Origin of the sequence: Aquisalimonas sp., from assembly GCF_007120195.1 — a bacterium.
GTDB lineage: Bacteria > Pseudomonadota > Gammaproteobacteria > Nitrococcales > Aquisalimonadaceae > Aquisalimonas.
On the sequence record NZ_SKOG01000119.1, the window covers coordinates 1 to 12183 of the forward strand.

At 64.5% G+C, this 12183-nt stretch carries 11 protein-coding genes and 1 tRNA gene; 11 read left to right on the plus strand and 1 reads right to left on the minus strand.

From position 1 onward, the window contains the following. From QZT63_RS08970 to QZT63_RS09020, 11 genes are all read left to right on the plus strand, one after another. Positions 1-1595: sensor domain-containing diguanylate cyclase (locus tag QZT63_RS08970; protein WP_290650461.1), on the plus strand; the 1595-nt coding region annotated here is incomplete at its 5' end. Between the two features lie 135 nt (positions 1596-1730). Beyond that, positions 1731-3656 carry a threonine--tRNA ligase gene (gene thrS, locus QZT63_RS08975; protein WP_290650463.1) on the plus strand — a complete coding sequence of 642 codons (1926 nt, stop codon included), beginning with the start codon at positions 1731-1733 and terminating at the stop codon, positions 3654-3656. Positions 3657-3665: 9 nt separating this feature from the next. Further along, on the plus strand, positions 3666-4208 hold the full coding sequence (gene infC, locus QZT63_RS08980; protein ID WP_290650533.1) for a translation initiation factor IF-3: 543 nt from the start codon (positions 3666-3668) through the stop codon (positions 4206-4208). Positions 4209-4279: 71 nt separating this feature from the next. Continuing rightward, entirely contained in the window at positions 4280-4477 is a 198-nt protein-coding gene (gene rpmI / locus QZT63_RS08985) for a 50S ribosomal protein L35 (RefSeq protein WP_290650534.1), read from the plus strand. 23 nt (positions 4478-4500) lie between these two features. Continuing rightward, positions 4501-4860 (plus strand): 50S ribosomal protein L20, encoded by a 360-nt coding sequence (rplT, locus tag QZT63_RS08990; protein ID WP_290650464.1) that lies wholly within the window; start codon positions 4501-4503, stop codon positions 4858-4860. Positions 4861-4991: 131 nt separating this feature from the next. Continuing rightward, positions 4992-6023, plus strand: a complete 1032-nt coding sequence (gene pheS / locus QZT63_RS08995) for a phenylalanine--tRNA ligase subunit alpha (RefSeq protein WP_290650466.1) — start codon at positions 4992-4994, stop codon at positions 6021-6023. Positions 6024-6136: 113 nt separating this feature from the next. Then, entirely contained in the window at positions 6137-8515 is a 2379-nt protein-coding gene (pheT, locus tag QZT63_RS09000) for a phenylalanine--tRNA ligase subunit beta (protein WP_290650468.1), read from the plus strand. Positions 8516-8519: 4 nt separating this feature from the next. Next, positions 8520-8819: an integration host factor subunit alpha gene (gene ihfA, locus QZT63_RS09005; protein ID WP_290650470.1), complete on the plus strand. Its 300-nt coding sequence runs from the start codon at positions 8520-8522 to the stop codon at positions 8817-8819. Beyond that, positions 8800-9156: a MerR family transcriptional regulator gene (locus QZT63_RS09010; RefSeq protein WP_290650472.1), complete on the plus strand. Its 357-nt coding sequence runs from the start codon at positions 8800-8802 to the stop codon at positions 9154-9156. Before ihfA ends, QZT63_RS09010 begins: the two co-directional genes overlap by 20 nt. A 57-nt stretch (positions 9157-9213) precedes the next feature. Further along, positions 9214-9290: transfer RNA gene (locus QZT63_RS09015), tRNA-Pro, on the plus strand. Between the two features lie 917 nt (positions 9291-10207). Beyond that, on the plus strand, positions 10208-11434 hold the full coding sequence (locus QZT63_RS09020; protein ID WP_290650474.1) for a DUF418 domain-containing protein: 1227 nt from the start codon (positions 10208-10210) through the stop codon (positions 11432-11434). Positions 11435-11787: 353 nt separating this feature from the next. Here the strand turns inward: QZT63_RS09020 and QZT63_RS09025 are convergent, their stop codons facing one another. After that, complete coding sequence (locus QZT63_RS09025) at positions 11788-12177, minus strand: hypothetical protein (protein ID WP_366636516.1); 390 nt, start codon at positions 12175-12177, stop codon at positions 11788-11790. Between the last annotated feature and the right edge of the window lie 6 nt (positions 12178-12183).

Sequence of the window (12183 nt, forward strand, 5' to 3'; positions counted from 1 at the left end):
ATGGTGCGTCCATCGTTCACTTCGACGCGCGCTTGCGGCAGTCGCAAACTGACAGTGCCAGTGACCGCGCGAACATTCCGCGAGCGATGGAGACGCGGATGGGGACTCAAGGATTTGAGGTGACCAGCACCGGTCTTGCCTATCGCCGCATTCTACCCGTATGGAATGATCGGCAGCCGGTGGGTGCCGTGGAGGCCGTGCTGCAACCCGGCGATCTAGTGACACTGCTGCGGCGGATCGGTGGCGACGCATTGCTGTATCACGTGCTTCTGCGCGCCGATGCCGTTCCCGAGGCGCTGAGTACCGGAACGCGCGCTCAGTTCCTTCGGCCGACCGCACTCCATCCCGAGCTCCTCGAGCCTGTCCAGAGAGGCAGTCTTGGGTCGCGCCTGCCGCACTGGCTGGAACAGTCGACGACGCTGCGCCGGGCGCTGGCCGAAGGTTTGCCCAGCAACGAACCGGTGACCGCCCTGGTGCGCGACGCCTACGGCCGCCATGTGGCGGTGGTCATGGCGCCAGTGGTGGGTATTGGCGGTGAGCCCCTCGGTTATACCGCCGCCGAGAGTGATGCGGCCCCCATCATTGCGTGGCGCCGCCAGCTTGCCGCTTCAGCGGCGCTGGTGTTTCTTTTGGTCGGCGCTTTGGGCCATGTGGGCCTGATGATGGTGCGCTCCAGGCGGGGCGCGCGTGCCTTGAGGGAGCAGATCAATGCCATCACCGAGAGCATGGGTGAGGGCGTTTATGTGCTCGACGGTTCCGGGCGCGTTCGCTATGTAAATCAAGCCGCAAGCGAGCTCCTGGGTTACCGGCCGGACGAGATTACTGGTGCGAAGGCCAACGCGCTGTTCTGGGACTCCGGGGGCGTGAAAGGCCAGCCCAGCCAAATCCCCGGCTGGGAGGTGTTGCGCACCGGGGGCACGTACCGCAGTGACCGCCATGAGCTGCGCCGGCGCAATGGCACCAGCTTGCCGGTGTCGCTCACGGTGGCGCCGCTGCGGGGTGTCGAGCACGGGGTCGTCGCCGTGTTCCAGGACATCGCCGAGCGCGCGCGCGAACTCTCGTCGCTGAAAGAGCAGGCGGCGCGCGATCCCCTCACCGGGCTCGGCAACCGGCGCATGTTCGATGCCAGCCTGCAACGGGAGAGCACGCGTGCGCGACGCGCGCGGACTTCGTTGTCACTGCTGATGCTCGATGTCGACAACTTCAAGCTGCTCAACGACACCTTCGGTCATCCTGCGGGCGACGACACGCTGCGACGGATCGCGGCACTCTTGCAAGGCAGCGTCACGCGAGCGGAAGACCTGATCTGCCGGTATGGTGGCGAGGAGTTCGCCATCATTCTGCCCCTTGCCGATGCGGATGCAGCCGCACTGGTGGCGGAGCGCATCCGCGCGGCGGTGGAAGCGGCAGCCATCCCGCAGACACGCGAGGCGGGGTGCCCCATCGTCACGATGAGCATCGGCTGCGCGACGGCCACCGGCCCGAATGTCGAGCCCGCATCGTTGCTCGCCCGAGCGGACGCGGGCGTGTATCGGGCGAAACGCCTCGGCCGCAACCGCGTCGAACGAGTAATGGAGCACGGTGGCTCCCTTTGATCGTTCGGCCCCGGCGGGTATACTCCCGGCCCCATCAGGAGGCTGGCGTCGGGCATGCCCGGTGGCTTACTCCACGCCAGCGCACGCGAATACACGTGGCCTCTCGTATGGGTCACCACTGTCAGGACATCAGCGATGCCAGTCATCACCCTTCCGGACGGCAGTCGCCGCGAGTACCACGAACCGGTCACCATTTCCCGGGTTGCCGCCGATATCGGCAGCGGGCTGGCCAAGGCCACCCTGGCCGGGCGAGTCAACGGCGAGCTGTGCGATGCCTGTGATCTCATCCGTGACGATGCCGAGCTTCAGGTCATCACCCCGAAGGACGCCGAGGGCCTTGACATCATCCGCCATTCCTGCGCCCACATGCTCGGCCAGGCGGTGAAACAGCTCTATCCCGAAGCACAGATGGCGATCGGGCCCGTCGTCCAGGACGGCTTCTATTACGACATCCGCTACGACGCCGGCTTCGGCCCGGACGATCTGGAGAAGATCGAGCAGCGGATGGCCGAGCTGATCGACCAGGAATACGACGTGATCAAGGAGGTCACGCCGCGCGACGAGGTCCTGCGCATCTTCCGGGAGCGCGGCGAGGACTACAAGGCCCAGCTGGTTGAGGACATGCCCGATGTCGAGCGCATGGCCCTGTACTACCACCAGGAATACGTCGACATGTGCCTGGGTCCGCACGTGCCCAACACGCGCTTTTGCAAGGCGTTCAAGCTAACCAAGCTGGCGGGTGCCTACTGGCGCGCGGATGCCTCCAACGAGATGCTCCAGCGCATCTACGGGACCGCCTGGGGCGACCGCAAGGCGTTGAAGGCCTATCTCAAGCGGCTTGAGGAAGCCCAGCGGCGCGATCACCGGCGCATTGCCAAGGCCCAGGATCTCTTCCATGTGCAGGAAGAGGCGCCGGGCATGGTGTTCTGGCACGACAAGGGCTGGCGCATCTATCGCGTGCTCGAGGACTATATTCGCAACCTGCTGCGCGAGCACGACTACCAGGAGGTGCGCACACCGCAGCTCGTCGATCGCAGCCTGTGGGAGAAATCCGGCCACTGGGAGAAGTTCGGTGACGACATGTTCTACACCGAATCCGAGAACCGGACTTACGCCGTGAAGCCCATGAACTGCCCGTGCCATGTGCAGATCTTCAATCAAGGGCTGAAGAGCTACCGGGATCTGCCCCTGCGCATGGCCGAGTTCGGCTCCTGCCACCGCAACGAGCCCTCCGGGACCTTGCATGGGCTGATGCGCGTACGCCACTTCGTCCAGGACGATGCCCATATCTTCTGCACCGAGGAGCAGGTGCAGTCGGAAGTGGCCGCCTTCATCGACATGGTCTTCCGTGCGTATCGGGAGCTGGGCTTCGATGATATCCTCATTGCGCTGTCGACGCGCCCGCCGAAGCGCGTGGGCGCCGATGCGGTCTGGGACAAGGCCGAAGCCGCGCTGGAGACCGCGCTTGCGAATGCCGAGCTCGACTACACGCTGCAGCCGGGCGAGGGCGCGTTCTATGGCCCCAAGGTCGAGTTCTCGCTGAAGGACTGCCTCGGCCGCGTCTGGCAGTGCGGTACCATCCAGGTCGACTTCGCGCTGCCCGGACGCCTGGGCGCCCATTATGTGGCCGAGGACGGCAGCCGGCGCGAACCCGTGATGCTGCATCGGGCGATCCTCGGTTCGTTCGAGCGCTTCATCGGTATCCTGATCGAGGAGCACGCCGGAGCGCTGCCGCTGTGGCTGGCTCCGGAACAGGCGGTGGTGCTCAATATCACTGATCGTCAGGCGGATTTTGCCCGCGAGGTGGAAAAAACCCTTCGCACTCGGGGATTTCGAGCCTCTGCCGACTTGAGAAACGAGAAGATCGGCTTTAAAATCCGCGAGCACACATTGCAGAAGGTTCCCTACATGCTCGTCATCGGGGACCGTGAACTGGAATCCGGTTCTGTTGCCGTGCGGACCCGCTCGGGTGAGGATCTTGGCTCGATGAAGCTCGAGGCCGCGATCGATATGCTCGAAGCGGAAGTGGCGCGGCGTATTCGTCGTACAGCGGAGGAATAAGGCATCGCTCTGAAGAACAAGCGGAAGCGGTCTGCACCGGTTGATGAAAAACCCATCAATGACAAGATTCGTACGGAGCAGGTCCGTCTGATCGACCAGGACGGCGAACAGGCCGGGATTGTCTCTCTCGAAGAGGCGCTCGAGCGGGCGGAACAGGCCGGTCTGGACCTTGTCGAGATGGTGCCGCATCCGGAAACGGCAGTTTGCCGAATCATGGATTACGGCAAACACAAGTTCGAGACGAGCAAGAAGCAGCAGGCCGCCAAGAAAAAGCAGAAGCAGGTTCAGCTCAAGGAGATCAAGTTCCGCCCCGGCACTGACGAGGGCGACTACTCCGTGAAGGTTAGAAATCTGCGGCGTTTTCTGGAGGACGGCGACCGCGGCAAGGTGACGCTTCGCTTCCGCGGCCGCGAGATGGCCCACCAGGAACTGGGGCTGAAGCTCCTTGAGCGGGTCGAGGCGGACCTCGAAGACATCGCCACCGTGGAGCAGCGCCCGAAGATGGAAGGGCGCACCATGGTCATGATGCTCGCTCCGCGCAAGAAGAGCTGATTCATCAAGTGGTGGAATACCGCATGGCCAGCCAATGGGCTGGCCTGCTGTTTTTTGACTGGAGACTGGCAATGCCAAAGATGAAGACCAACCGCGGCGCCGCGAAGCGCTTTGCGAGGACGGCCACGGGCCGGTTCAAGCGCAAGAAGGCGTTTGCCAACCATATTTTGACCAAGAAGGCGCAGAAGCGGAAACGCAATCTGCGCGGATTTACTTTGGTCGCACCGCAGGATCACGCCGGCGTGCGGCGTCTTCTGCCGTACAGCTGATCGTCCATCGGGGAGTGTGAACAATGGCACGAGTAAAACGGGGCGTGACCGCCCGCGCCAAGCACAATAAGGTGCTTGCCCGCGCCAAGGGCTATTACGGTGCCCGTAGCCGCAGCTGGCGGGTCGCCAACCAGGCCGTGATCAAGGCTGGCCAGTACCAATACCGCGATCGTCGCCAGCGCAAGCGTCAGTTCCGAGCCCTATGGATCACGCGCATCAACGCGGCCGCGCGCATCAACGGGCTGTCCTACAGCCGCCTGATTGACGGCCTGAACAAGGCCGACATCGAGCTGGACCGCAAGGTCCTTGCGGATATGGCCGTGTTCGACAAGAGCGGTTTCTCGGCCGTGGCCGAGCGGGCCAAAGCCGCGCTGAACGGCTGATCGGGCTCGTCTCCGGATCCCGCCCCCATTCGGGAGCCGAGGAGGAAGGGAAAGGTGGGCCAGACCTTTCCCTTTTTTTGTGATGGTGCCGTGGCTCGCGTGCCGAGCCGCTGCCGTGACGGCGGAAGACCATGAGCGCGCAACGATTCGAGGAACTCAACACGCTGGTGCAGCACGCCGTCGCCGCCATTCGGGATGCGGGCACGCGCCAGGAGCTCGATGCCGTGCGCGTGGCCTACCTGGGCAAGAAAGGGCAGCTCACAGGGCAACTCAAGCAGCTCGGGCGGCTTCCGGCCGCGGATCGCCCGGCGGCGGGGCAGGCGATCAATGCGGCCAAGGAAGAAGTCCAGTCCGCGCTGGACGCCCGCCGCCGCGAGCTGGAGACGGCCGGCCTTGAGACGCAGCTGGCGCGCGAGGCGGTGGACGTCACCCTGCCCGGGCGCGGCCAGGAAACCGGCGGCCTGCACCCGGTGACCCGGACCCTGGACCGCATCGAGGCATTGTTCGCCAGCATGGGCTTTCGGGTCGTGGAAGGCCCGGAAATCGAAGACGACTACCACAACTTCGAGGCCCTCAACATCCCGGAGCACCATCCCGCCCGGGCCATGCACGACACCTTCTACTTTGATGCCACGCGGCTGCTGCGCACCCATACCTCGCCGGTGCAGATCCGCGTGATGGAAAACGAAGGGGCGCCCGCGCGGATTATCGCCCCGGGGCGCGTGTACCGCTGCGACTCCGACCTGACCCACTCGCCCATGTTTCACCAGGTCGAGGGGTTGCTGGTGGATCGGGGCATTAGCTTCGCGGATCTCAAGGGCGCGTTACACGACTTTCTCGAGGCCTTCTTTGAGCAACGGCTCGAAGTTCGCTTCCGGCCATCGTACTTCCCGTTCACGGAGCCATCCGCTGAAGTGGACGTTCGCTGTGTGCATTGCGGCGGCGGCGGTTGCCGCGTTTGCGGCGGCAGCGGCTGGCTTGAGGTGCTGGGCTCGGGCATGGTCCACCCCAAGGTGTTCGAATACTGTGGCATTGACGCCGAGCGCTACAGCGGCTGGGCGTTCGGCATGGGCGTCGAGCGGCTGGCCATGCTCCGCTACGGGGTCAACGACCTGCGCATGTTCTTTGAGAACGATCTGCGCTTCCTGCGGCAGTTTCGCTAGCGCGCTCCGGGGCATCGGTGGCGCGCGGAATGTGCGATTGAGCTAGGGCGTTGTTGGCGCATCCCTGGTCGTAGGGTGATTGCAGAAGCGTTAACAGGTCCCAAGGAGTCTGGATGAAAATCAGCGAATCCTGGTTACGCGAGTGGCTGCCCCTGGACCTGGACACCCAGACCCTGGCGCACCGGCTGACCATGGCGGGGCTCGAAGTCGACGGCATTGAGCGCGCCGCGCCGCCGTTTCGCGGAGTGGTGGTGGCGGAGATTCTGGGCTGCGAGCCGCACCCGGATGCCGGCAAGTTGTCCGTGTGCCGGGTGGATGATGGCAGCGGCGAGTCCGTGCAGATCGTCTGTGGGGCGCCCAATGCGCGGGCCGGCCTCAAGGCGCCGTTGGCACGGGTTGGCGGTGAGCTTCCCGGGGGGGTGCGCATCACGCAGGCAAAGCTCCGCGGTGTGGAATCCTGCGGGATGCTCTGTTCCGCCCGGGAGCTCGGGTTGAGCGAGGACGCCGCCGGGCTCATGGAGCTGCCCGGCGATGCACCCCTCGGCCGTGACCTGCGGGAGTGGTTGCAGCTCGATGACGCCGTCATCGAGGTGGATCTTACCCCGAATCGCGGCGACTGCCTGGGCATGAACGGTGTTGCCCGCGAGGTCTCGGCGCTCACCGGCGGCGACCTCATCGCCCGGGATGCAGACCCCGTACCTGCGGCGGTCGACACCACAGTGCCTATCGCGCTTCAGGACGCGCAAGCCTGCCCGCGCTATGTCGGGCGGGTGGTTCGCGGCGTGGACGTCACCGCGGCGACACCCCTGTGGTTGCAGGAGCGCCTGCGCCGGGCCGGTGTGCGCAGCCTCGGACCCGTGGTCGATGTCACCAACTACGTCATGGTGGAGTTGGGCCAGCCCATGCATGCCTTCGACCTGGCGCGGATCAACGGCGGTATCGTCGTGCGGCAGGCGGTGGCCGGGGAACGGCTCAAGCTGATTGGCGAAGAGGTCGTCGAACTGCGCGAGGGGACGCTGGTGATTGCCGATCACCGTGGCCCGCTTGCAATGGCCGGCATCATGGGCGGGGCCGACTCGGCGGTTACTGATGGCACCGTCGACATCCTCTTCGAGAGCGCGTTCTTCGCCCCAGAGGCGCTTGCCGGGCGCGCCCGGCAGTACGGCTTGCAGACCGACTCCTCCCATCGCTTCGAGCGCGGCGTCGACCCGCACGGGCAGGTCCCGGCCGTGGAGCGGGCGACCACACTGCTGTGCGCCATCGCCGGCGGCGATCCCGGGCCGGTGATCGAACAGGCTGATCCCGCGCATATTCCGCCGGCCCGGGAAATCCTGCTGCGGGCGGGGCGCATCCGCCAGCTGCTCGGCATGGACATGCCGCCGGAGCAGGTCGCCGATATCCTCGAGCGGCTGGGTATGACGGTCGTCGCCGAGGGCGAGCAGTGGCAGGTTACGGTGCCGGCGTACCGGTTTGATATCGGCATCGAGGCCGATCTCATCGAGGAGCTGGCGCGGGTCTACGGTTACGAGCGCATCCCGGAGACCCGGCCAGCGACGCCGGTCACGATTCAGTCGCGCTCTGAGCGGGTGCTGCCGCTCGCGCGTCTGCGCCATGTGTTGGTTGACCGCGGCTATCAGGAGGCCGTGACCTTCAGCTTTGTGGAACCGCGGCTGCAGGAGCTGCTGGATCCGCAGCACGCCCCCGTGCCGCTCGCTAACCCCATCTCGGCCGACATGGCGGTGATGCGGACTTCATTGTGGCCAGGGCTCGTAAAAGCGGCGGTGCACAACCGGCACCGCCAGCATGTGCGCCTGCGGCTGTTCGAGACCGGATTGCGCTTCCGCGGACGACTGGATGACCTGCATCAGGAACCGGTGCTCTCGGCAATCGCCATGGGGCCGGCGCAGCCGGAGCAATGGGCGGAACCGGTCCGGCCCATGGATTTCTTCGACCTCAAGGGTGATGTGGAGGCGCTGTTCGCCTTGACCGGTCGCACTGAGGCCGTGGGTTTTGTGGCGGATCGTCACCCGGCGTTGCATCCGGGGCAGGCTGCGCGCATCGAACTCGACGGAGAGGCTGTGGGTTGGCTGGGCGCCATCCACCCGGCGTTGCATGAGGCGCTGGAACTCGACGGGGCGGCGTTTGTCTTCGAGCTGCGCCTGGAAGCCATGCAGCAGGCGATCCTGCCGGCGTTCCAGCCACTCTCACGCTTCCCCTCCATTCGGCGGGATCTGGCCATCGTGGTTGACGCGTCCATTTCCGCGGCCTCGCTGAGCGATTGCGTACGCGCTGCGGCGGGCGAGTTGCTTCGGGATATTGTGCTTTTTGACATCTACCAGGGCAAGGGTGTGCCGGAAGGCTCGAAAAGTGTGGGTATAGGCTTGATTTTGCAGGATTTATCGCGCACGCTTACAGATACCGATGTGGACGCGCTGCTGGCTCGTGTGGTCGACCAACTGCGCAGCGAGCTTGACGCAGAGTTGAGAGGGTGATCGCATGGCATTGACCAAAGCCGACATGGCTGAACGTCTGTTCGAAGAGCTGGGGCTGAACAAGCGCGAAGCGAAAGAGCTGGTCGAGTGCTTTTTCGAGGAAATCCGTATGTGCCTCGAAGAGGGCACTGCAGTGAAGCTGTCTGGATTCGGTAACTTTGACCTGCGCGATAAGAGCGAGCGGCCAGGACGCAACCCCAAGACCGGCGACGAGATTCCGATCTCTGCCCGGCGCGTGGTGACTTTCCGGCCGGGTCAGAAACTCAAGTCACGAGTGGAAGCCTATGCTGGAACCGGCGAATAACCACGAACTGCCGCCGATCCCGGCGAAGCGCTACTTCACCATCGGTGAGGTGAGCGAATTGTGCGCCGTCAAACCCCACGTGCTCCGCTACTGGGAGCAAGAGTTTCCGCAGGTCAAGCCGGTGAAGCGCCGCGGAAATCGGCGCTATTACCAGCGTCAGGACGTCATTCTGATCCGACAGATCCGCTCCCTCCTCTACGAGGAAGGCTTCACCATCGGCGGGGCGCGCCAGCGGCTCTCCGGCGATGATGCCAAGGAAGATCTCAACCAGAGCCAGCAGGTGATCCACCAGGTGAGGTTGGAGCTGGAGGCGATCGCGCAGGCCCTCAAGCGGTAGTCACATCCGCAAGGCTTGGCCACCCCGACGCTTTTGTGTAACATTGCGATCCGTTCTCGGGGTGTAGCGCAGCCTGGTAGCGCACCTGCATGGGGTGCAGGTGGTCGCAGGTTCAAATCCTGCCACCCCGACCATTCGAATCAAGAGGCTAGGAAACCGCAAGGAAGCGGGTTCCCTCTTCGAATCACGCCAGAGTCACAGCCTGGTCCTGTCACCTACCAAGACAGGGGAGCAGGCGATGTCGACCTACGAAAAGTTCTGCGAGCACGACGGCTATGACCTGGGCAGGTAACAGGCGCAGGCGGATTGCTACCGCTACCTTGAGGCGCTGAAAACGCTCCAGGGAGAAACCATTTGCATACATCGACCATCGCTCAGGGTACGGCCCATCGAGCCGGACGTTGGCATAAGGCCATTATGCGGACTAGCGCCCGCCATAGATCCCCTCATGCGGAAGCACCCGCGGCGTGGCCCCCCGACCATAGCGCGGCGGCGGCATTAAAGAGACCATCTGTTCGCTACGGTGCATGTCCGCAGGAGAGACGGGGCCGCATAGGGCTCCGTCTCGCTGCCACTCAGCTCCACGTCAAGGGCTCGAACTTAATCGCCTGATGTTACCGCGACGGCAGGCGGTGGATCGACACCATGGTGTGGTCCAGCCGATAGGTGGCGTTGAGCATCTCCGGCGGGTCCCATGCGGCGCAACATCTCCTGGGGGGCATGGCACCGGTTGCCCTGCGCATGCGGGGATAGACCTTCTCCAGCGAGCTTTACGCGAGATACCTCATATGCGTAGCGCTCGCGCGCGCCGCCTGGTCGAGCGCCGCCAGGCGCAGCTGCTTGTGCAGGGGCGCGAGTATGAGGTGGATACGGCTCAGGTTATGGCATCCGTCGGCGAGTCACCTGCTTGGCGTACGACTGTGAGTTCGTCAGCCTCGCTTGCGCGCTGCAGGTCCTGCTGGTCACATCGGATCGAAAGGTCCTTGGCTACACTCAATCTTTAGCTTGTCGATCGGCAGGAGTGAGACCGCGCTACCTTGGAGCTGCCCCCATGCCAGCATCACGACAAGGCACCGATCGAATCGACAGTCTCGATGTCCTTAGAGGCTTTGCGATACTCGGCATTCTGGTCATGAACATCCAGGCCTTCTCGATGATCAGCCAAGCCTATATCAACCCGACGCTAGGAGGGACCTTCGAAGGCGTGGATTTTTGGCTGTGGGCACTGTCCCACATTGCTTTCGACTCCAAATTCCTCGCGCTCTTCGCAGGGCTTTTCGGGGCGGGAATCGTTGTCATGGCGGAACGGGCAGAGGCGGCCGGAGCAGTGCCATGGCGTCAGCACAGGCGACGGATGGGGATTTTGGCGCTGATCGGGCTGATCCACGCCTACGGCATCTGGTACGGGGACATCCTGTTCATCTATGCGGCGATCGGCATGATCGCCTTCGCCTTCCGCAACGCGTCGATCCGACGCCTGCTGGTCTTCGCCGCGCTCTTCTACACCGTGCCCCTTGTCGTCGCGCTGGGGATGACAGGGCTTCTCTACGCCATGCCGGGACCGGAGTACGACGCCACGGTCGCGGCGTACTGGCAGCCTTCGGCCGAAGCCATCGCAGCGCAGCAGGAGGCCTACCGCAGCGGCTGGCTTGGTCAGATGGCCCAGCGCGTCCCGGATGCAGCCACCATGCATTTACTGGTCCTGCCGATGGAGGAGGGCTGGCGGGTGCTCGGGTTGATGCTCGCCGGGATGGCGGCGCTGAAAAGCGGGCTGCTCACCGGCGCCTGGTCGGTGCGCCGCTACGCCCGCACGGGCCTGCTCGGCGCCGCTGTCGGGCCGCCGATTGTCATTGCGGGCGTGGTCTTCAACCAGGCGACAGGCTGGGAGATGAAGACCTCACTGTATCTCGGTGCCATGTTCAACCACATCGGCGCGCCCCTGGTCACCCTGGCCTGGGTTTGTGGCGTGCTGATGGCGCTCAAACGCGGTCTTTGGGCGCCGCTGCTGGGGCGGCTGCGCGCCGTCGGCCAGACCGCCCTGAGCTGTTATCTCCTCACCAGCGTGCTCTGCGTCGCCGTGTTCTACGGTCACGGGCTGGGCCTGTTCGGGCAGGCCGACCGCATCCTCCAGTTCTTGATCGTACTCGCCGTCTGGGCGGTTCTGCTGATCGTGGCGCCGGCATGGCTTCGCCGTTTCCACATGGGCCCGGTGGAGTGGCTGTGGCGGTGGGGCGTGAGAGGGGAGAGGCCGGCGCTACGGCGCCAGATCGCCGCGTAACCGACCACGTGGCGTTCCGTTGCATGAAGCGAGCGCATGAATCGATGGAAGGCCTGATGGACGAGGTCAATGCACGGGGTGAGCGCCAGGAAAAGGATTGAGCAGATCCATTGAGGCACCTCTCGCGGCGGGGTCATCGCCATCCAGCCGCGAAGGGTGCCAGCGACCCGTTACGGCGCTGTGACGCAGAAGGCCCGTAACAGCGCACCCGCGCCGCGGCCTACACGGCCGGGGTGGAATCAGAAGCTCGTGCTGAAGCCCGCCACGAAAAGGTTTTGAGCATCGCTCTCATCCCGCGAGGCGTAGGTCAGGGAGATGTCGCCCTGCTGCACCGAGCGGGTCAGGCCCACTTCTCAGAACGCCGCGCCGCTCTCGTCGTCCGGATCGTCGTAGCCGATGGTGCCATCGAGGCTGGTGCCAGGCATGAACTCGTAGCCGGTGCCGATGGCGTAAACCACACTGCCTTCGGCATCACGGTCATGGGCGTTGGTGATATAGCCGACCTCGGCGTCCACTCGCCCGATACTGGCACCGAGAATGGTCTCGCCCTCATAGCGTGCCCCGGAGGTGTCTGGGGTGGCGATGTACTCGTAGGCCAGTTCCAGGTTTGCCGGCCCGGCGCTCAACCCGTAGCCAACATACGGAATGATCTCGGAGCCGTGGAATTCATCGGCGCTGTCATTGCTCAGGTTGGAGACTGCCGTACCCACGAACAGCCCGCTGTGATGACCGTGTTCAAACACGCCTTG